The organism is Paenibacillus baekrokdamisoli, assembly GCF_003945345.1.
GTDB lineage: Bacteria > Bacillota > Bacilli > Paenibacillales > Paenibacillaceae > Paenibacillus_Z > Paenibacillus_Z baekrokdamisoli.
The window spans coordinates 3,027,848-3,046,881 of sequence record NZ_AP019308.1 but is presented as its reverse complement, the minus strand read 5'-3'; the positions used below and the strand labels follow the sequence as shown (position 1 = coordinate 3,046,881).

The window sequence follows — 19,034 nt, the reverse complement described above, 5'->3', positions numbered from 1 at the left end:
CAGCAGGGTAAGGGACAATACAATAGGCAGCCATTTCATATGCTCACGCTCCACAATCGTTTGCCCCTAGTTTAGCCTGCTGAGCGCTTCATTATGAACCCATAGTTGTTAAACTATAAACAATTAGGAAAAAAGCAAAAGCAATAAACACAATTGAAGCGATAGCGAATCCTCTGCGCATGCTTGCAGGAATTTTATCTCGCTGCAAAATAATAATGATGCCCAATGAAAAGGCTGCGATGATGAAAATAATCGTAGCTGTTGTATCCACTTTCGTAAGCTCTCCCCTCCGCACAACCTATGCAACCCTCGCATCTGATATGTTCGATATGCAGGATGATTTTTCCTTCTCCTTCAATTAAACAGAACGGAAGGCTTCAAAAATTTCTTTATACTCTTCTTCACGACCGACGAAAGCTTCCGGTTTGAAGCGATTTTGTGCCCAGTGAAGCATCTCTGGACGGCTAACGAAGGTGTGGCATTCCTCGCCCCATTGATCGGAAATTTCCCTCACAATGAGCGTTTTTCCCTGTACTTCAACATTCAGCATATTATACTTGTCCGTTTTGTAGATTTGTACTTTCTTAAACATTAGGATCATCCTTTCAACATACATGCTCGTACCCTTCATCATAGCCGTAATAAGGGATGGAAATCAAATAATTCATATGTTAAACTATGTAAACCGTTAGCTGTTCTGTTAGGATCATGGAATTAGAGGGCAGCGGCAGAGCAGGAAGTAGTCAAGAAGAGATGAGCAGAGTAGAGATGAGAAGAGGAGAGATGAGCCATGCAGCAAGGTTATGAGCAGATAGGTGTTTCGATAACTTGCCGAAGTTTTGATGAGTATTTACAGATGTTCGATTTGAAGGAAAGTGACCTGACAGAGGGTCAAATTCTTGATATCGCTGCAGGGGGTTCATCGTTTACAGCAGATGCATTCCACAAAGGGTACGAAGCATTTGCAGTTGATCCCAGATATGCTTTGGAACCAGAGCAGCTTATCGCTGATGCGGACGAAGAGATAGAGGTTTCAACAGGCAAGCTGATGAAATTGGCCAATCAGTTGGATTTATCTTATTACGGAGACATGACCAAACATCGTGCAGGAAGAGAAGCTTCCTTGAAAAGATTCGCGTCCCATTATGAAAACAAGGAACAGCGTGCGCTTCGATATAAGGTTGGAAGTCTCCCGAATTTACCCTTCGACAATGGACAGTTCTCACTCGTTCTTTGCAGCCATTTTTTATTTCTCTACGAGGAACAGTTCGATTATCCGTTCCATCTGCAAGCGGTTCTAGAGATGATGCGTGTCTGTAAGCCTGGTGGTTGTGTACGCATTTATCCGCTTATGTCGCTCAAATGGAAGCCATACAGCTTTCTCGATCAGCTTGCCTTGGATATTGAGAAAAATGGCGGAAGTACTGGCTTTTTCAAGACCAAGCTGCCATTTATTCCAGGCTCCGAATTGGGAATTTATATATCAATATGATTGATAATGGGTGCACTCGCATATATAATATTAAGAAGCCGTCGTTTTAGACGGTGTTCATTTTAGGAGGTTGTTCATTTGAAAGGAACTGTGAAGTGGTTTAACGCCGAGAAGGGCTACGGATTCATTCAAGTCGAGGGTGGAGAAGATGTATTCGTTCATTATTCTGCTATTCAAGGCGATGGATTCAAGTCTCTGGATGAAGGTCAGTCGGTTGAATTTGATATTACGCAAGGCAACCGTGGCCCGCAAGCTGCTAACGTCATCAAGTTATAGAACAATTTCTTTCTATCCATTTCATGCGTTGATGCATACATGAAGACCCGACATTCATTGTCGGGTTTTTTTAATGTTCAAAAAGCATAAGTTTCTTACCTGCATGGCTTCCAATCCTTTGACCAAGTGGGCTTCTAGATGATAAACTGTTTAATGGAATTTAACGTTAAGGGGAGAGATCGCCATGAAGTTTAAGTTGTTTAAAGACCGTAAAGGTAAGGCCGATCAGGCTAAAAATAATAAATTCGTCAAATTGGCTCGTGAAATTTATGTACATGCCCGCAAGGGTGGACCCAATCCGGAATCCAACTTTGCTCTGAAGACAGCTATTTCTGCTGCGCGTGCCGAACAGATGCCAAGTGATAACATTGAGCGTGCGATTAAGAAAGCGGCGGGAGCTTCCGACAGCGTGGAGTACGAAGAAATTATGTACGAAGGCTACGGACCAGGGGGAGTTGCCATTATGGTGCGTTGTCTAACGGATAATCGCAATCGTACGGCTGCAGACGTTCGCTCGATTTTTAACAAACGGGGCGGCAATATGGGAGAGAGCGGCTGCGTTGTTTATATGTTCGATCATAAGGGATTACTTGTTATTGATAGGGAGCAATTTGAAACAGACGAAGATACGATGATGATGCAAGCCTTAGAGAATGGTGCAGAGGACGTTATCGTCAACGAAGATAGCTTCGAGGTTCTGACACATCCGCATGAGTTCGAGCAGGTGAAGAATGGACTTGAGAACGAAGGCTATCAATTCGTCAATGCAGGCGTACGCTGGCTGCCGCAAAACTCGGTCAAATCCGAAGGCGAGAACGCCGAGAAGCTGCAAAAAATGATGGACGCCTTTGAAGATAATGAGGATGTGCAAGATGTGTATGTAAACTTCGAGATTGAAGGCGAAGACGAATAATTGCTTCCTGAGTTTTAGACAATAACAGCCTTACACCTTTCATTCAAGATGAAAGCTGTAAGGCTGTTATTCGTTGCCATTCAAAATATAAGAAAGTATAAGTTTCCTCTATACTTTGCTTATATTTCAGAGGGAAGAAACTTGCTTCGCCGCCAAGGACGGCGCTAGCCGTTTCTTCGTGTGTATAAGCTTCTCAACTAGCTTTTAAGAACGATTGGTTACATAGTGTTTGACCAGGAAGCTGGCCGAAGCAATGAGAGCAAGGACCATGGCTAAATGGAAGAAAGTCGTTTTTCCAAAATGCTCATATACATTTCCACCGATCATCCCGCTAATGACGCCGGCGAAACCGCTAAATACGACGGCATATACCGCTTGCCCTGACGCTCTATATTCATCAGGAATAATTAGGGACAAATAACGTAAGGCGGTTGCGAAATAAATGCCGAAGGTTATGCTGTGCATCGCTTGTATCGGAATAATCCAAATGGGAGAAGTGACTTCGCTTACTAACCAGAACCGAACGGCGTACATGAAGCTGGCAACCGCGAGCAGAGGCAGCTCCTTGAATTTGTGGCCATACTTTCCAAGGAGGAATAGAACGGGAATTTCACTGCAAGCGGACGTAAGCCAAGCGATACCAACGAGTGAATCACTTGCTCCCATCTGGCGCATTGTGACAGCTAGAAACCCCTCATACATCCGATGAGAAATCGAAACGATAAGCACGATTATGAAGAAGCTAACGATGCTTGGTTTGCGGATGAGCTTATAAAAGCCAGAGAATTCAATTTTTCTCATCGAGCCCTGATAGTCCTTCAATCGAAGGGTGAGCAAGCAGGTTATGGCAATTGTACCTAATGTAAGGAGCAGAGTAGCGGATGATCCCGTTAGCTTCAGAAGCTGCCCCATAGCGAAAGCAGCGAAGGCAAATCCTAGTGAACCGAATATACGAATGAGAGCATAGGGTGTTCCTGTATATTGACTGGATAACAAAATCAAACTGTCACTAAGTGGATTGACAGGCGTCTGGAAAAAGTAAAATGCCAGCATAATGAAGCACACGACAAGAAAAGTATCGGTTGTGAGAAGCAATGAAATCATGACTAACTGTCCGAATAAGAGTACTGTCATGATCTTTTTGATCGTTCGGTATTTGTCACTTAATGCTCCAAACAATAGATTGGCAAAGATAGATATAAACGGACCGGTCGAGTAAATAATTCCTATTTGTAAGGCGCTATAGCCGCGATCCATGAAGAAGAGAGGGAAATAGGAAACAATCATGGCCATCGTCATATAAGAAGCGAAACTAAACGTTCGAAGGGCAGTTGTTTCTTTTCTTGCAGCCGCCGGTTTGATTGTTGTTGAGGAAGGGATGGATTGGCCTGCTGCTGTTGTTGCGGTTGTTGAGCTTGAATTTGATAACCCCATGCTGTCATTCACTCCATATAAAACGCTCAAGCTGTCTTGCCCAGAGGATACAGCGAGGCCGTTGATATCGTAACCATAAACCCCAGTATAGCATATGGCGAACATGTTTTCGCGCTGGATTTGTACTCTCTGAAATGGTACATTAGTGCATGGAGGTTTTTGATCGTGAATCATCTTTTCCTATGGAACGAACGTCTGGGTATCTCGCTTCCTGAACTGGATCGTAGTTTTGAATTATTCAGTAATGAGGAGCAAGCATTCATTGTAACGCAATGGGAAATTATCCGCGGCTCGATCCCTGACCGTGTATTCGCTTTTGAACTTTTGATTCATGTGAAGCAAGCAGAGCTGTTCGAGGAGGAGGATTTTGAAACCTCCTGTACAATAAACTCGGATATTGCGGAGCTTGCAAGCCGGATTAATGATCTACATATCTGGTACCGCATCAATCAAGAGATTGAATCGCGTCGCCATTCCTAACGGGAATTGGCCGAGGAGGGCGTCTAGTATGAAATCGCCATCAGCTCGTCAAATACCAAAGTCGCCCGTTCCTTTAATGATCCGGGTTTACAAATATGTGCTCCCTGGAGTGAAAGCTGAACTTAATCGGCTCAGAGTCATTGCGCAGCGTATTCCAGACAAGGAATTGAGAACACAAGCAATCGCAAGTATGGATAGTAAAGAGTTTCACTGTCAGGGAGGTGGCGTTTACGCCGCCGCTAACTTACGTCAGCGTCACATATTAATACCGCTTATCGTATCGCTGCAGACGATTAGTGATTATTTGGACAACCTATGTGACCGAAGCACATCACTTGACCCTGATGATTTTCGACTATTACACCAATCCATGCTGGATGCTATAGAACCCGAGTCGCCGCTTCGAGACTATTATGCACTTAGAAGTGAACGTGATGACGGCGGCTATTTGCAAGAGCTCGTTTCTACCTGCCAAATCTGTGTAAAGAAGCTCCCTTCTTATAACAGTGTAAAGCCTGTTGTAACTGAGCTTGTCCGTTTATACGGCGATTTGCAGGTTAATAAGCATATTGTCAAGGAAAGTCGCGAACCGGAGCTGCTTGCGTGGTGGGAGAATCATCGTCACAAGGTGCCTAATCTGCGCTGGAATGAGTTTGCTGCTGCGACTGGATCAACGCTTGGGATGTTTCTACTTTTTCTTTTTGCTGCAGAAGAAGGTGTAACGGAAGAAGATGCACGTATTGCCTTAGATGCTTACTTCCCATATGTTTGTGGGCTTCATATAATGCTGGACTACTTAATTGATCAAGAAGAGGACCGCATCGGCGGGGATCTGAATTTTTGTAACTACTATGAGGATCAGACCAAGCTTATTGAGAGAATTGGAGATATGGTTGAGCAAGCGCGTCAAGATGTACTTGCTCTTCCAGGATGGCAGTTTCACCGCATGGTGATTGAAGGGCTGCTCGCTTTGTATCTATCAGACCCTAAGGTACGGGGTCAAGTCGATGTACAGCGCGTCTCCAAACGATTGATGAGAAAAAGTCCGCTCACTCGGCTTTTCTTTTGGGTGAACAGTATTGTCATACGGAAGCAGGCGAAGATAGCAGATAAATAAAGAGATGATAAGAGGAGTGGATGGGAATGTCAGCAGTTAAATCGATTGCCGTATTGACCAGCGGTGGGGATTCACAAGGAATGAACGCTGCTGTTCGCGCAGTTGTAAGAAGTGCGCTTTATTACGGTGTAGAGGTTTACGGTGTACAGCGGGGTTATCAAGGTCTTCTTAATAATGATTTGCGTCCAATGGATCTGCGAAGCGTAGGGGATATTATCCAACGTGGAGGTACGATTCTTCAAACCGCTAGATGTAAGGAGTTTATGACGCCAGAAGGCCAGCAGAAGGGTGCGGAAGTACTTCGTGAACGCGGTATCGAAGGTCTTATTGTTATCGGTGGAGATGGGTCTTATCAAGGCGCTAATAAGCTTTGTAAGCTTGGGATCAAGACGATGGGTTTGCCTGGGACAATCGATAATGATATTCCGTTCACCGATTATACAATCGGATTTGATACTTCCGTTAGCATCGTAGTCGATGCAATTAACAAACTGCGCGATACGATGACTTCCCATGAGCGTTCGTCCGTTGTTGAAGTTATGGGTCGTCACTGTGGCGATATTGCCTTATATGCAGGGCTTGCAAGCGGAGCAGAGACCATTATTGTGCCGGAAGTACCATTCGACATCGATCAGGTTGCAAACCGGATGAAGGAAAACTTTGCTTCAGGAAAACGCCATAGTATTATTATCGTTGCTGAAGGCGCAAGCACAGGAGAAGAGATCGGAAGAGGAATTGAACAGCGCTGCGGCATGGAACCGCGTGTAACGGTACTGGGTCATATTCAGCGCGGCGGTTCGCCGACTCATAACGACCGGATACTAGCAAGCCAGCTGGGTGATTTTGCGGTTCGGAAGCTAATGGAAGGCGAATCAGGAAAAGGCTGTGGTATCATCCGTGGAGAATTAGTTGTCACCGATATCGACAAAGTTGTCAATACAAAGAAACCGTTCAACATGGATTTATATAATCTAGCGCTTCGGTTATCTCAATAAATCTTAAAAGAAACCTTATATGGACAGAGCGTAGAGTGTTCGCTATCGTCCCTATAAGGTTTTCATTTTGCAGGTATATGCGCTCATCGTCATCATTCTTGTATGAAAACGGAGGGGAAATAATTCATGTTCTTATATAAAATCGAAATCGAAATGGAAACGACATCTGCCCATTTAATTATTCTAGCCGAAACAGATGAGAAAGCCTTTTCGGTAGTAGAGAGTCATGTCGCTCGTCACTACATCAAATCACCAATTATCACATCAGCTGCGATTGTCGAGAAGAAACGAACAGAACCAGGCGCAGGTTACTTCATCCCGCAACAGTAACAAAAAAAAGCCCCTCAGCGAGAGCGAGAGGACGGATTCATCATCCATCCCTTACTCGCAGCTGAGGGGCTTTTGTCATTTAAAATTTTGTATCGGCCGAATATTTATTGCCTGCATTCCAAAGGAGATATTCTTCAACATTCGTATCCTTTAGTGCTTTAATTTGCGCTTCAACCTCTGCTTTGCCGTAGGGTATATAATGCCCTTTACCTAGCCAACTAGCGGTGAAATCTTGAATCCATGGTCGAATGACCGGCTTGTAGGAGCCTATAGGATCAAGCTTCTTGTGCGTATCAACCATCGCACCTTTAATCGTCGCGTATGGATTCTTATCGGGATCCTTGACCCCAAACCAGCCTGTGCTGTAATGGCTCGGGTAGATCATAGGCGAGATAACATCCACATGCTTCGAGATTTTCACGAAATCCTGTCCAATCCCCTCGGCTGCTGGTACGGAGGCAGCATATCCGAAGATATCAACCGATACCCGAACACCGAGTGGCTCGAGCTGTGACTTTGCATACTTGACGAAACCGGAAATGGTATCAACGCGTGTATCTTTGTTTTTGGTGAATACGAGCGAATCTGCCTTCTTCTCGAAACCTTCAGGGAAACGAACGTAATCGAACTGAATTTCCTTGAACCCGAGCTGCACGGCTTCCTTCGCCATCGCAATGTTATAATCCCATACTTCTTTCATATATGGATTTACGAAGCTGTCGCCTTTACCATTTTTCCAAACTGTACCGTCTTTATAACGGAAGGAAAGCTCAGGGTGCTTCTGAGCAAGTATAGTATCCTTGAATACAACGATCCGGCCGATCGGGTAAACGTCATGCTTCTTGAGACGATCCATTAAAGCAGGCATATCGCGTATGTACTTTTGCGGCTTGGCAAGCTTAAGCAATTCTGCATTTTGAGTGGGATAGGTAATATAACCATTATCATCCTTTAGATCGATGACCATGCTGTTCAGCGGTGTATCGTCAAGCAGCTTCAATAAGGATTCCATCCTTGATCCGCCTGCACTATGTGCTGTCACATAGATGCCTTTCACTTTTGGTGCATTTGGCTGTGGATCATGCTTAGCAGGATCGGTGCCTAGTCCAGAATCAACGGTCGATCCAGGCAGTGTCGAGGCAGGTTGCTGTGCTGTGGTTGCTGTTAATAGTGTGGTGAGCATCTGATGTGTAGAAGTGCTCTCTTGGCCAGTCATAGTGCTGCTTCCTGTGAATAAATGAAATAATAATAAAAAAGTTGAAAATATTGTGTCCATTGCACTCTCTCCTCATACGCTCTGTACATCAAATTATAAAGCAGTTTTGCGATCAGGCACAGAGTTATTTTGTAGGATATTAAACGTGAATGGACGGCTGTGAAGCAATAAAGGAGCGTTTTATGGTCGACAAAAAAAGAACGAGAACGGAAAACCGTTCTCGTTCTAAATCGTTTAGAAGGCTGCATAAGCCAGCCACTTCTACTTGCTATTGCAAAAGCATTTCTCTTTGTTGCTCAATGCTGTGCTGTACAATCTCCATCGCGTCATCCGGTTCCAGTAAGGCCAGTCCATCGCGCAGCACGATATTTAGATTCAATTCCCGCTCCGTGAGGAAAGGCACTAGCTCAGGCACCAGCTTTTCAACAATCCGCGACAGTCTAACCGTTTCCATATCCATCGAAGCATCACCCTTTCATCGTAATGGAGGGCAAAAACATGAGGCATGAAACAATTACTACGGGATAGTTATATTATAGCAGTAGCTTTCAAAAAAACTAGGGGTAGGAAGAAAAATCCATGTTTGTCGGGTAAAGAGAGACATCAATTCGTTTAGTTTCTAAACTTATATAATCGGTTTGCGGAATTCACCCATAGTTCCAACCGTCTCGACAATATTTACAAATGCTTTTGGATCTATTGATGAAATGATTTTTCTTAGCTGTGTCAGCTCGAAGCGGGTCGTGACAGTCATTAACATGTCATACTCCGAATCGGTGTAGCCTCCACGAGTTCGAATGACGGTAATTCCTCTGTGCAGGGGGAGTAGTGCTAAACGCAGCGCTTCAGTCTGGCTAGTTACAATAAAAGCCGTAACTTTGGCATGCTGGATATGGATAAGATCAATGATTTTACCAGTAGTAAATATAGAGAGGAGGGAGAATAGAGCGATATCCCAATTTTTCGTTAACAAACCTAAGGCTACAATAACGGCGCCATTCATGACAAAGATCAGCATACCGATAGACAGATCCCGTCTGCGTGTTAGAATGGTCGCTATGATATCGAAACCGCCTGTAGAGGAGCCGGCACGGAAGGAAAGTCCACTGCCAAATCCGACGACTACGCCTCCGAATACTGCACCTAGCGTAAGATCAGTAACAATTGGTTTTATAGGTATGAGCTGCAGCGCAATGGTCGTAGCCACAACAGAAAACATACTCCATCCCACAAAACGAACACCAAGCACCCGCCAGCCCCAGATTAAAATAGGCACATTCAGTATAAAATAAAGCCAGCCGATGTTTAGGGCAGTCGCATAACCGATAATCATGGTGATCCCCGAGACACCACCGCTTATCATTTTATGCGGAATAAGTAATTGGTTGAAGCCAAAAGCAATAAGCAGGGAGCTTAGCAGCATGACACCTGCAGTACGAGTCATACTCAAAATGGATCACCTCAGACCAGATTTTAGTTGGTCTTAGTATGCCTATTTTAGACTTGCTGGTATTCGCGAAGGTAACTGTGCTATAATGAACTGTATATTTTCTGTAGGATGCAGATAGAAGGAGATTGAAAAAGTTTGAAAACATTTGCTGAATTCGGCTTGGAACCCAAAGTTTTACAAGCCATCACGGAGCTCGGATTTGAAGAATCCACTCCAATCCAATCAAAAGCCATTCCTATTGCGCTGACCGGTACCGATTTAATTGGTCAAGCTCAGACGGGAACGGGCAAAACGGCTGCTTTCGGAATACCTCTTGTTAACAAGATTCCGGTAACCGAAGAGCGTATCGTAGCATTGATCATGACCCCGACCCGCGAGCTTGCCATTCAAGTTTCGGAAGAGATCGGAAAGCTTACTCGTTACAAAGGATTACGTTCATTGCCTATTTACGGCGGACAAGAAATCGGAAGACAAATTCGTGCTTTGAAAAAGAAACCGCAAATCATCATTGGTACACCAGGACGTTTGCTTGATCACATCAACCGCAAAACGATCCGTCTTGATGATGTACAAACGGTAGTATTGGACGAAGCGGACGAAATGCTGGACATGGGCTTTATGGAGGATATTACATCAATCCTTAAGCTTGTACCAGAAAACCGTCACACGATGTTGTTCTCGGCCACAATGCCAACGAACATTCAGAAATTGGCTCAACAATTCCTGAAAAATCCGGAGCATGTGTCTGTAATTCCAACGCAAGTAACCGCACCTCTTATCGACCAAGCGTATATTGAAGTTCATGAGCGTCAGAAGTTCGATGCGCTTAGCCGTTTGCTTGATATGGAATCGCCGGAACTTGCAATTCTTTTTGGACGTACTAAACGTCGTGTTGATGAGCTCAGCGAAGCACTCCAGAAGCGCGGATACTCCGCAGATGGCTTGCACGGTGACTTGTCACAGAACCAACGGGATAACGTTATGCGTAAATTCCGTGACGGCAGCATTGATGTACTGGTTGCAACAGATGTTGCAGCACGTGGACTTGATGTATCCGGCGTAACACATGTTATTAACTTCGATTTACCGCAAGATCCAGAAAGCTATGTACACCGTATCGGCCGTACTGGCCGTGCTGGTAAAGAAGGAACTGCTTGGTCATTCGTCACTCCGCGTGAAATTGATCATCTGCACTTCATCGAGAAAGTTACACGTCAAAAAATTGCTAAAAAACCGTTGCCAAGCATCGCGGAAGCGATTGAAGGTAAGCAGCGTGTAACAGCAGAACGCATTCTTGAGTTTGTTGAGAATGATGCCATTAATGAATTTAAAGCTATTGCTATTCAAATGCTGGATCAATACGATTCCGTTAATTTGTTAGCTTCAGCAATTAAATTAATTACGGGTGAGAAGAAAGATGTTAGTATCGAGTTGACTCCAGAAGATCCAATTCGTGCTAAAAAACGTAAGCCTGATGTTCGTTCGAGTGGTCGTCGTTTCTCTGGCGGTCCTTTCGGCGGCGGTAATCGCACGGGTGGCGGCAGTGGAAGCAGCAGCAGCGGTCCTCGTGGACGCAGCGACAGCGGACGCGGCGACAGTCGTGGTGGTTACGGTGGACGCAGCAGCTCAAGCAGCAGCACAGGCAGCTCTTACAATCGTGATCGCGACGGACAAAGTAAAGGCCGTACGGAAGGCCGCAGCGAAGTTCGCCGCACTCCACGTCCATCCTCTGACGAATAATTAATTGAAGAACCGGGGCTATCCCTCAGCCGAGTGATCGGATGGATAGGGATGCCCCGGTTTTTTAACGATTATAAGCGAATGGGATTAATACAGAATAGAACGGCTAATAATGATAAGCAATATGAAGAGAACAAGGAAGAACCAGCAGACCTCCATAACCTTGCGTTGTTCACTAGCGGAGACCTCCATAAGTTTCAGGTCTAGCTTAGTGAATACTGTATATCCTGTGTAATTAGGTCCGAGTCGTCTAGACGGTGGCCTATTATAATTTAAAATGGGCGTTGGCTAATTAAGTCAACCTATATTATAGTAGAATGTATAACATTCATGTAATCGCTTGCTTAGCGGATATATTTAGGAGGAAAGCGCAACTATGGAAATGAGAGGCTTAATGGGCGGGTTTTACAAAATATCGGAATGGATCATGCGGTTATCTGTTACGAACTTGCTCTGGATTATTTGTTCTATACCTTATATTTTTCTTCTCTTTCCCATTTTAATGGCTGATTCAAGTGATGCTTTGATGACGAGTTTAATTCTCTCGAGCGTTATTGCACCTTTCACACTCTTTCCGGCAACGGCCGCCTTATTCTCGGTTGCACGTAAATGGGTCATGGGTGAAGTTGATGCTCCGCTCTTGAAGACTTTCTTCCGGAATTACAAAGAGTGCTATAAACAAAGCATGATCGGCGGTATTCTGTACGTGGTTATTTTTGCTATCCTTATTGTTGACTTCCGAGTCTATTTGGTTAAGCTTGAGTCGCTGCAGATTATTTCCTACTTGTTTATTGCTCTTATGGCTTTACTGGCTGTTTCCCTCTTTAACTTCTTCTCCATGGTTGTTCACTATCAGATGAAGACATTCCAGCTGTTGAAGAATGCCGTACTTTTAACAATTGGCAGACCGCTTCGCTCACTATCGACGGCTATTATGTGTGGCTTTGTGGTTTACATTAGCTTCAGTTCACCCAAGCTGATGTTCTTAGTGCCATTCTTTACTGGCAGTATCGTAGCAGCTATTGCTTTTTGGAATTTCTATGGGATTTATACGAAGTTGCAAATGCAAGCTGAGAAAGCCGCGGCAGCCGCCGAGGCTGAAGCGCTTCAAGAAAAGATCGATAATGAAGGCATTGAGTTTATTACAGAAGAAGGACATAACGCCAAGAAATAGCCTTTCGGGCCGCGTTTACTTTTCCTTCATCTCCGGCTATAATAGGAATACATCCTGCGATGTACGTTACGGCTTATAACTTGTTTTGAACCAATGGCTGTATTACGGGAGACCTAGATTGAAGCGTAGCTGACATGCCCTCGAAAAGGGATCTCAAAAGCGGTTCTGCGGACACCCACCTGCGAGAGCGGGTTCAGAAACAAGCAAGTCGGACGGCATGGCGGGTTTACTTTAAAACACAAGAAGAAGCGGCAAATACCGTCCCTGGTGGCGGAGAATTGAGTTTCTTCATTTAGAAATATCAGAGAAGGATATGCTTTTATACGATCTGATATTTTGAAAAGGGGGCAACCCCTTTTTTTTATGTCAGAAACTATGTTATGATATTTTCTAGTGTACATAGAAGTTGGAGGGGGAGATTACCTTTGTTGAAGCGGACCCTAATTGGGTTGCTGCGCAGTCATGAATTGACTGGCGATAAAGCGAAAGATCCAATGCTTAAATCCCATTTTTACAAGCTGTCTAGGGAAAGATCGTGGGAAGAAGTCGTCTCCACACTGAAGAAAATGCAAGGCTACAAAATTCTTCATGAAGTACAATCTGTTGGTGAGATCGTGCTTGAGAAGAGAACGATGAGTGGACGTACGATGGATATTACGGTGTCGGTTATAAGTGTTAATCCGGTAACAGCAGCGGTAGACATTTATTCCGCTTCGCGGGGATCATTCGGAGACCTCGGTTCTAACTATAGGGTCATTATTGATATTTACCGAACGCTTGATAAGAAGCTGGCTCAGTACAAAACGAGCGGTGTATAAACAAAACAAAAAGCGAGGAAAGGAGTCCCTTTTCTCGCTTTTGTTGTATGCTTAGAGGTACGGATTATAATGAATCCGTTTATGTAGCTTATACGAGTGCTTTTACAGCGTTCAAAGCTTCTTCATAGTTCGGGTGCTCAGTCATCTCGCTGAGTACTTCCACATACTGAATAGTGTCCTTTTCGTCGATAACGAAGATGGAGCGGAAGTCCAAGTGAAGATCTTTGATCAGGACGCCATAAGCTTCACCGAAATTATTGTTTCTGTAATCAGAAAGCAAGACGACTTTATCGATACCAGCTGCGCCGCACCAACGAGCTTGTGCGAATGGTAGATCAACGCTGACTGTCAAGACAACAACATTATCACCCAATTTACCAGCTTCTTCGTTGAAACGACGCGTTTGCGCATCACATACACCAGTGTCGATGGATGGAACAACACTAACAAGCTTCACTTTACCTGCGAAGTCTTTCAATGTAACGACGTCAACAAGTGATTTGTTTAATTGAAAATCAGGTGCTTGATCACCTTTCTTCAGTTCAGGTCCGATCAGTGTAAGAGGGTTGCCTTTAAGGGTCGCGACGCCAGTACGTTCTTGTGCCATTTTAAAATTTTCCTCCTTCAAATGGATGTTCAATACCAGATTTATTATAATCATAATGAAATGCTGTTGTCCAATTACGAGAGCAAAGGAGAATATGATGATTTTTTTAAGATATGAAAGCTTCCGGGGTTATTTACGGATGTACCCTGTTACAGCAGCGATTATCGCTATAAACATTATTGTATTTATTTTGGATTTATTAAGTGATAATCACTCGCTGCTCGACAAAGGAATGTTCTACAGCACGCCAGATCAGAATCATTTTTCACTCGAGGAGCCTTGGCGGTACGTAACCGCAGTTTTCATGCATATTGGTTTCCAACATCTGTTTTTTAATATGTTTGCGATTTTAGTTTTTGCACCGCCTCTGGAGAGAATGCTCGGTCATGTTCGCTATGCTGTCTTTTACTTGCTATGTGGTATTGCTGGAAATTTCCTTAGTGCTGTAGTTGAGCCAACTACTGCAGGCGCTGGAGCTTCTGGAGCGATATATGGTATATATGGTGCGTATCTCTATTTGGCTGTTCTTAAGAAGACGCTGGATGAAGGTTCAAGAAAGACCGTATACACGATTTTGATCTTTGGGTTAATATATTCTGTATTTGTCCCGGGCATCGGGATTTGGGCACATGTTGGCGGATTGATCGCAGGTTTTGTATTTGCTTATGGGTATGACAGGTACTTGCTATACAAGGATAAACGCTAGTACGCCAATTTCAGCTTGAACGGAAGAGGAGAAGTTATGGAGCTGCGTCAGTTGTACTATTTCGTGAGAGTGGCAAAAAGAGAACATGTAACCAAGGCGGCTGAGGAGCTGCATGTGGCACAATCAGCAGTAAGCAGGCAGATTCACCAGTTGGAAGAGGAGCTTGGAGCTAAGCTTTTCCTGCAAAAGGGACGTAATCTACAGCTTACGCCAGTGGGGATGCTTTTTTTGAAGCGCGCAGAAGTTATTCTGGCCGATTTGGAACGTTCTGTTCTAGAGGTTCAGGAATTTCTTGATCCCGAGAAAGGGGAGATTCGACTTGGATTTCCTCATAGTCTAGGATTTTCTCTCATACCTGAGGTCGTATCTGCCTTTCGTAAACAAAATCCGAATGTGAAGTTTCGATTTAAGCAGGGAATGTATCCTTCGTTGATAGGTGATGTGGTCAAAGGTGAGGTGGATCTGGCTTTCGTATCCCCATGTCCGGAACAGCATGAGCATGTAACAGGACAAACCGTACTAACGGAAGAATTATTCGCGATTCTACCCCCTAATCATCGACTTGCTGGTGAAGAAACCATTGAATTGCTACAGTTAAAGGATGAGACCTTTGTTTTGTTTAGTAAGGGATATTCACTTAGACCGATCGTATGGGAAGCTTGCAAAGAAGCTGGTTTTACCCCAAATATTGGTTTTGAGGGAGAAGAGACCGATACGATCCGAGGATTAGTCGCTGCCGGAATGGGTGTAAGCCTGCTGCCTGAGATGGCACTTTATGCATCAGGACCGCTTCAGCCAGTTAAGGTGAGCGTGCATTCGCCAAAAGTGACCCGCACCATTGGTCTTATTTATCGTTCGAATGAGAAGCTGCCGCTGGTAGCAAAGGTGTTTCAATCGTTCTTGCTTGATTTCTTCAGCAATAAGGGACTCAAGTAATAAGGAATGATGGTTGAATGCGAGCTCTGAGGGGGATAATGGAAGCTACAGACTTCCACAACATTTCCTTAGGAGGTACCAATGAACAAAAATGAGCGTCGGATGGGGAGGAACCGGCGTGTTTTTGTTGTTCTAATGGGGATGAGTATGATTTTGCTCCTCCTTATCATGAGACTAGCTTGGCTGCAGCTCATGCCTGCAGCACCTGCTTCAACGCGCAGTCTCAACTGGAAGAGGGAAGCGGTTGCTCAACGTGAACGTGGACTAGTTCTAGATTCTGGCCGTGGGGATTTCTACGACCGACATGGTTTAGCGATAACCGGTGAGACCTATAAGGCACTCGCTGTGTTTCCTTTACAGGCTAGTTCGCGTGAAATGGATTCAACGGACTTCGCTAAGCTTGCAAGAGAGCTTGGTGTTGAGAAGGAGATGCTGGAGAAGTGGGTGCGGGCGTTGAAGGAGCCGGCATTTTGGCAGGCTAAAGGTGAAATGGTTCCCCAGAAGCTAAGCGAGAGACAGCTAAAGATTATGAGTGGGCTTCATCTTAACGGGATACGCGTACTCCCTTATCGGAACCGTTATCCTTCTTCTTTCGATGAGAAGCATATCATTGGTTACATGAGTCAGCATCCAGAGCTTCTACGCAGTAAATTTCATCATGAGCTCTCTTCTGGCAAGATGCTCGTAACGGATATGATTGGCGGTTCTGGTCTAGAGCAGTCACTCGATCGGTTGTTGAGAGGAACAGGAGCTACGTCGGTATCGTATTTTACCGATGGGGCGGATAAACCACTGAAGGGCTTGAACATGCGGTTGACAAGTCCGAGTAACCCCTATTATCCGCTGCGTATCATGACCACACTCGATCTATCTATTCAGAATGAAGTCGAAGATTACATGGATCTCAAGGGTCTTAAAGAAGGCGCGATTGTCGTGCTAGATGCTCGCAGTGGCGATATTATATCGATGGTCTCGAGACCGCAGCTTGCGGCCCATACACGGGGGTCAGGGGGGACGGACTTAGCTGATCATGCCATCCGTTCTGCAATTCCTGGCTCTGTGTTTAAGTTAGTGACAGAGGCAGCTGCATTGGAAGCAAAAGCAACGGACGAGCGAGAGATATTCACCTGTAATGGAGATTATGGTCATTACGGGCTGCATTGCTGGAAGGATGGTGGGCATGGCAGAATTTCTTTACGAGAAGCGTTAGCCCAATCCTGCAACGTTGCGTTTGCTACATTAGCGGAGCGATTAACGGCAGAGCAGTTTACGATAACCGCCGATCAGCTTGGGATCGGACGGAGAATTGGTTGGAGCTCGGAAGAGTCGATTGCGCCGCTGGGCCAACCGCTACGATTGTTTAAGGCAGAGGAGGCAGGGCGGTTGTTCTCTGTACTGCCTAAGCATAGAGATGGGGGACTGCTCGCCCAAACGGGTATCGGGCAGCGTGATGTCAGGATTTCGCCGCTGCAGGCTGCCAATCTCGTTTTAACTATTTTGCATGAAGGACAGGTTATTGAACCAAGGCTTGTCAGTGAGATCCGTTTTGCGAATGGTCAGCGAATGATTGCGCTGCAGAGACAATATGCAACATCTCGATATGGCAGAGTGTCACGGGCCACATTGCAAACGCTTTTGCGCGGCATGGAAGCCGTTGTAACGGATGGAACAGGACGGCCGATCCGTGAAGGGGTATGGACAGTTGCAGGCAAATCAGGTACTGCCCAGACGCTCAGAGATGGACTTGAGCGCAACAACCAATGGTTTACTGGTTACGGACCAATTCAATCACCTCGCTATGTCGTTGCTGTCTTAGCTGAGAATCGTGCAACCAATTCTTCCAATCAAGCTACAGCGGTTTTCCGCGGTGTAATGGATATACTAGCCAAACATACAGATGGGGCTGTCCTAAAAGGGTAAACCTGAGTAAGACAATCCCATAATATGCGCAAAAGAACCTTCAAGCCACTATGAAAGTGGATCTGAAGGTTCTTTCTTACCTGAATATTACGTGAAAAATGAAGGTTAAATTTTCCGGAAATGACTTTTGAGACAGTCCCATAATTGCGATCCGATGGAACATACGGATCCGTGTTTATGGTAACGGTTCAGCAGGTGGTTCGGCCTGCTGCTCGAATTCGCCCTTTGGCGAATGAATCCAGCGTTGGAAGTAACGCTGATCGTAAAGTGCTTTTATAAGAATCATGAGAATAGGGGATAAGATAACCCCAGCAATGCCAAAAATGGATAAAGAGACGATCATGAATGCTAGCATTGTAAAGGCCGATACACCCAGTGTGTCGCCGGTAATCTTTGGTTCGAGAATTTGCCTTGTAAGCACGACAGCCAAGAATAACACCGAGAGCCAAATGGCTAATCCCGCTTTGCCAACGATAAATAAATAAATAATCCATGGGACGAAGACCGTTCCTACACCAAGCAATGGAAGTACATCGAAGACAGCAGATAGTAATGAAATGGAAAAGGCATTCTCTACACCAAGAAGTAATAATGAGATAAAGATTACGCCAAAGGTAATGGAGATCAGTTTCCCCTGAGCCTTCAAATAAGCGCCAATGCCGGAGAATACATTATCTCGCAGGAAGAAGAATGCCTTCTTGAAGGTCTTCGGTGTTTTGTTTGCTGCAGTCTGTTTCCAATCTGTAATTTCCAGACTGAGAAAGTAAGCCAGTATAATCCCGATGGAGAAGTTAAAGATAAAGGTCGAGAAGGATTTTAAATATCCGCCGAGCGATAATAGGAAGGAAGCGGCAAGTTTTTGGCCCCAGTCCGTGATGTAGCCGATGACATCATTTAGTTTAGCAAGAACGCTTGGCGGTAAAGCATAATATTTATCATGAATCATGGTTGAGTTTTTCTGAAACTGTTCGGTAAATAAGTGCTGATAGTAAGGAAGCTTGCCGGCTAAACCCGTAATTTGTGAAGTCATAATAAAGCCTACGCCAACAAAAGCTCCAACGATGACAAGTGTGAAGATCAGGACGGATATTCCTGCGGCAATAGACTTCTTCAAGCCAAGACGATTTAACCATTTGGCTGGAGGTTCAATAAACATAAAAATAATAAAGGATAAAAAAATGGGAGTTGCGATGCGGTACAAATAGCTGAAAGTAAACATAATCAAGTAAACCGTCAGTGCGATAAGAGCGATATCAAATGCGGTACGCCAATATTTTCGGTAAAAGGAAAGCATTTTCTTTCTCCTTTGCTCGTATGTATCTTACTACTAACCAGATTGTACTATATTATCTCCATGTTTCCTAACCTTTCTTATACATCAACAATCATAGCCGTTTTCATGCACGTTATGTTACAATAAGGGGAGGCAT

General features: G+C 44.6%; 21 protein-coding genes and 1 other RNA gene. 14 read left to right on the top strand and 8 right to left on the bottom strand.

The window, feature by feature from the left end:
- Positions 1 to 91: 91 nt before the first annotated feature.
- Together EKN16_RS13790 and EKN16_RS13785 are read right to left on the bottom strand one after the other, a co-directional pair.
- A complete protein-coding gene (locus EKN16_RS13790; RefSeq protein ID WP_125657988.1) occupies positions 92 to 271 on the bottom strand; it encodes a hypothetical protein in 180 nt (59 codons plus the stop codon).
- An 87-nt stretch (positions 272 to 358) separates the two neighbouring features.
- The gene (locus EKN16_RS13785) at positions 359 to 592 is read right to left on the bottom strand and encodes a hypothetical protein (RefSeq protein WP_125657985.1); all 234 of its coding nucleotides are present in this window, start codon (positions 590 to 592) and stop codon (positions 359 to 361) included.
- A gap of 198 nt (positions 593 to 790) precedes the next feature.
- Here EKN16_RS13785 and EKN16_RS13780 point away from each other — a divergent pair, with 198 nt between their 5' ends.
- The 3 genes from EKN16_RS13780 (at position 791) to EKN16_RS13770 (ending at position 2,681) form a co-directional block, all read left to right on the top strand.
- A complete protein-coding gene (locus tag EKN16_RS13780; RefSeq protein ID WP_125657982.1) occupies positions 791 to 1,492 on the top strand; it encodes a class I SAM-dependent methyltransferase in 702 nt (233 codons plus the stop codon).
- Positions 1,493 to 1,570: 78 nt separating this feature from the next.
- Positions 1,571 to 1,768 carry a cold shock domain-containing protein gene (locus EKN16_RS13775; protein WP_125657979.1) on the top strand — a complete coding sequence of 66 codons (198 nt, stop codon included), beginning with the start codon at positions 1,571 to 1,573 and terminating at the stop codon, positions 1,766 to 1,768.
- A 184-nt stretch (positions 1,769 to 1,952) separates the two neighbouring features.
- On the top strand, positions 1,953 to 2,681 hold the full coding sequence (locus EKN16_RS13770) for a YebC/PmpR family DNA-binding transcriptional regulator (RefSeq protein WP_125657976.1): 729 nt from the start codon (positions 1,953 to 1,955) through the stop codon (positions 2,679 to 2,681).
- Positions 2,682 to 2,885: 204 nt separating this feature from the next.
- Here the strand turns inward: EKN16_RS13770 and EKN16_RS13765 are convergent, their stop codons facing one another.
- The gene (locus tag EKN16_RS13765; protein WP_125657973.1) at positions 2,886 to 4,115 is read right to left on the bottom strand and encodes an MFS transporter; all 1,230 of its coding nucleotides are present in this window, start codon (positions 4,113 to 4,115) and stop codon (positions 2,886 to 2,888) included.
- A gap of 165 nt (positions 4,116 to 4,280) precedes the next feature.
- Here EKN16_RS13765 and EKN16_RS13760 point away from each other — a divergent pair, with 165 nt between their 5' ends.
- The 4 genes from EKN16_RS13760 to EKN16_RS13745 all read left to right on the top strand — a co-directional run bounded on the left by EKN16_RS13760 (position 4,281) and on the right by EKN16_RS13745 (position 7,037).
- Positions 4,281 to 4,595, top strand: coding sequence for a hypothetical protein (locus EKN16_RS13760; protein ID WP_125657970.1), 315 nt, complete (start codon positions 4,281 to 4,283; stop codon positions 4,593 to 4,595).
- A 28-nt stretch (positions 4,596 to 4,623) separates the two neighbouring features.
- Positions 4,624 to 5,712, top strand: a complete 1,089-nt coding sequence (locus tag EKN16_RS13755) for a tetraprenyl-beta-curcumene synthase family protein (protein WP_232016412.1) — start codon at positions 4,624 to 4,626, stop codon at positions 5,710 to 5,712.
- A gap of 26 nt (positions 5,713 to 5,738) precedes the next feature.
- Positions 5,739 to 6,707: a 6-phosphofructokinase gene (pfkA, locus tag EKN16_RS13750; RefSeq protein WP_125657967.1), complete on the top strand. Its 969-nt coding sequence runs from the start codon at positions 5,739 to 5,741 to the stop codon at positions 6,705 to 6,707.
- Between the two features lie 126 nt (positions 6,708 to 6,833).
- Positions 6,834 to 7,037, top strand: coding sequence for a DUF3906 family protein (locus EKN16_RS13745; protein WP_125657964.1), 204 nt, complete (start codon positions 6,834 to 6,836; stop codon positions 7,035 to 7,037).
- A gap of 79 nt (positions 7,038 to 7,116) precedes the next feature.
- On the opposite strand, the gene EKN16_RS13740 is transcribed toward EKN16_RS13745, so the two are convergent.
- The 3 genes from EKN16_RS13740 to EKN16_RS13730 form a co-directional block, all read right to left on the bottom strand.
- Positions 7,117 to 8,313 (bottom strand): putative glycoside hydrolase, encoded by a 1,197-nt coding sequence (locus tag EKN16_RS13740; protein ID WP_125657961.1) that lies wholly within the window; start codon positions 8,311 to 8,313, stop codon positions 7,117 to 7,119.
- A gap of 208 nt (positions 8,314 to 8,521) precedes the next feature.
- On the bottom strand, positions 8,522 to 8,707 hold the full coding sequence (locus tag EKN16_RS13735; protein ID WP_408636389.1) for a hypothetical protein: 186 nt from the start codon (positions 8,705 to 8,707) through the stop codon (positions 8,522 to 8,524).
- Between the two features lie 171 nt (positions 8,708 to 8,878).
- The gene (locus tag EKN16_RS13730; protein WP_125666235.1) at positions 8,879 to 9,697 is read right to left on the bottom strand and encodes a YitT family protein; all 819 of its coding nucleotides are present in this window, start codon (positions 9,695 to 9,697) and stop codon (positions 8,879 to 8,881) included.
- Positions 9,698 to 9,838: 141 nt separating this feature from the next.
- Here EKN16_RS13730 and EKN16_RS13725 point away from each other — a divergent pair, with 141 nt between their 5' ends.
- The 4 genes from EKN16_RS13725 (at position 9,839) to EKN16_RS13710 (ending at position 13,435) form a co-directional block, all read left to right on the top strand.
- Positions 9,839 to 11,443, top strand: coding sequence for a degradosome RNA helicase CshA (locus tag EKN16_RS13725; protein WP_125657955.1), 1,605 nt, complete (start codon positions 9,839 to 9,841; stop codon positions 11,441 to 11,443).
- Between the two features lie 376 nt (positions 11,444 to 11,819).
- Positions 11,820 to 12,617: a YesL family protein gene (locus EKN16_RS13720; protein WP_125657952.1), complete on the top strand. Its 798-nt coding sequence runs from the start codon at positions 11,820 to 11,822 to the stop codon at positions 12,615 to 12,617.
- A 48-nt stretch (positions 12,618 to 12,665) separates the two neighbouring features.
- A non-coding RNA gene (gene ssrS / locus EKN16_RS13715) (6S RNA) lies at positions 12,666 to 12,848 on the top strand.
- Between the two features lie 194 nt (positions 12,849 to 13,042).
- Complete coding sequence (locus EKN16_RS13710; protein ID WP_125657949.1) at positions 13,043 to 13,435, top strand: DUF1499 domain-containing protein; 393 nt, start codon at positions 13,043 to 13,045, stop codon at positions 13,433 to 13,435.
- A gap of 88 nt (positions 13,436 to 13,523) precedes the next feature.
- On the opposite strand, the gene tpx is transcribed toward EKN16_RS13710, so the two are convergent.
- Entirely contained in the window at positions 13,524 to 14,042 is a 519-nt protein-coding gene (tpx, locus tag EKN16_RS13705; protein WP_125657946.1) for a thiol peroxidase, read from the bottom strand.
- Positions 14,043 to 14,139: 97 nt separating this feature from the next.
- Here tpx and EKN16_RS32645 point away from each other — a divergent pair, with 97 nt between their 5' ends.
- The 3 genes from EKN16_RS32645 to EKN16_RS13695 all read left to right on the top strand — a co-directional run bounded on the left by EKN16_RS32645 (position 14,140) and on the right by EKN16_RS13695 (position 17,604).
- Positions 14,140 to 14,748 (top strand): rhomboid family intramembrane serine protease, encoded by a 609-nt coding sequence (locus tag EKN16_RS32645; protein WP_179955624.1) that lies wholly within the window; start codon positions 14,140 to 14,142, stop codon positions 14,746 to 14,748.
- 36 nt (positions 14,749 to 14,784) lie between these two features.
- A complete protein-coding gene (locus EKN16_RS32640) occupies positions 14,785 to 15,684 on the top strand; it encodes a glutamate biosynthesis transcriptional regulator GltC (RefSeq protein ID WP_179955623.1) in 900 nt (299 codons plus the stop codon).
- An 81-nt stretch (positions 15,685 to 15,765) separates the two neighbouring features.
- The gene (locus EKN16_RS13695) at positions 15,766 to 17,604 is read left to right on the top strand and encodes a peptidoglycan D,D-transpeptidase FtsI family protein (protein ID WP_232016410.1); all 1,839 of its coding nucleotides are present in this window, start codon (positions 15,766 to 15,768) and stop codon (positions 17,602 to 17,604) included.
- A gap of 175 nt (positions 17,605 to 17,779) precedes the next feature.
- Here EKN16_RS13695 and EKN16_RS13690 read toward each other — a convergent pair whose 3' ends face one another.
- On the bottom strand, positions 17,780 to 18,898 hold the full coding sequence (locus EKN16_RS13690) for an AI-2E family transporter (protein ID WP_125657943.1): 1,119 nt from the start codon (positions 18,896 to 18,898) through the stop codon (positions 17,780 to 17,782).
- Positions 18,899 to 19,034 lie beyond the last annotated feature (136 nt).

Excerpts from the sequence above, each read along its gene's own strand:
- EKN16_RS13735 (WP_408636389.1), bottom strand. The coding sequence starts at position 8,707 with ATGGAAACGGTTAGACTGTCGCGGATTGTTGAAAAGCTGGTGCCTGAG.
- EKN16_RS13755 (WP_232016412.1), top strand. The coding sequence starts at position 4,624 with ATGAAATCGCCATCAGCTCGTCAAATACCAAAGTCGCCCGTTCCTTTA.
- EKN16_RS13785 (WP_125657985.1), bottom strand. The coding sequence starts at position 592 with ATGTTTAAGAAAGTACAAATCTACAAAACGGACAAGTATAATATGCTG.
- pfkA (WP_125657967.1), top strand. The coding sequence starts at position 5,739 with ATGTCAGCAGTTAAATCGATTGCCGTATTGACCAGCGGTGGGGATTCA.
- EKN16_RS32645 (WP_179955624.1), top strand. The coding sequence starts at position 14,140 with ATGATTTTTTTAAGATATGAAAGCTTCCGGGGTTATTTACGGATGTAC.
- tpx (WP_125657946.1), bottom strand. The coding sequence starts at position 14,042 with ATGGCACAAGAACGTACTGGCGTCGCGACCCTTAAAGGCAACCCTCTT.
- EKN16_RS13690 (WP_125657943.1), bottom strand. The coding sequence starts at position 18,898 with ATGCTTTCCTTTTACCGAAAATATTGGCGTACCGCATTTGATATCGCT.
- EKN16_RS13730 (WP_125666235.1), bottom strand. The coding sequence starts at position 9,697 with ATGACTCGTACTGCAGGTGTCATGCTGCTAAGCTCCCTGCTTATTGCT.
- EKN16_RS13770 (WP_125657976.1), top strand. The coding sequence starts at position 1,953 with ATGAAGTTTAAGTTGTTTAAAGACCGTAAAGGTAAGGCCGATCAGGCT.
- EKN16_RS13720 (WP_125657952.1), top strand. The coding sequence starts at position 11,820 with ATGGAAATGAGAGGCTTAATGGGCGGGTTTTACAAAATATCGGAATGG.
- EKN16_RS13780 (WP_125657982.1), top strand. The coding sequence starts at position 791 with ATGCAGCAAGGTTATGAGCAGATAGGTGTTTCGATAACTTGCCGAAGT.
- EKN16_RS13740 (WP_125657961.1), bottom strand. The coding sequence starts at position 8,313 with ATGGACACAATATTTTCAACTTTTTTATTATTATTTCATTTATTCACA.
- EKN16_RS13695 (WP_232016410.1), top strand. The coding sequence starts at position 15,766 with ATGAACAAAAATGAGCGTCGGATGGGGAGGAACCGGCGTGTTTTTGTT.
- EKN16_RS13765 (WP_125657973.1), bottom strand. The coding sequence starts at position 4,115 with ATGGGGTTATCAAATTCAAGCTCAACAACCGCAACAACAGCAGCAGGC.
- EKN16_RS13745 (WP_125657964.1), top strand. The coding sequence starts at position 6,834 with ATGTTCTTATATAAAATCGAAATCGAAATGGAAACGACATCTGCCCAT.
- EKN16_RS32640 (WP_179955623.1), top strand. The coding sequence starts at position 14,785 with ATGGAGCTGCGTCAGTTGTACTATTTCGTGAGAGTGGCAAAAAGAGAA.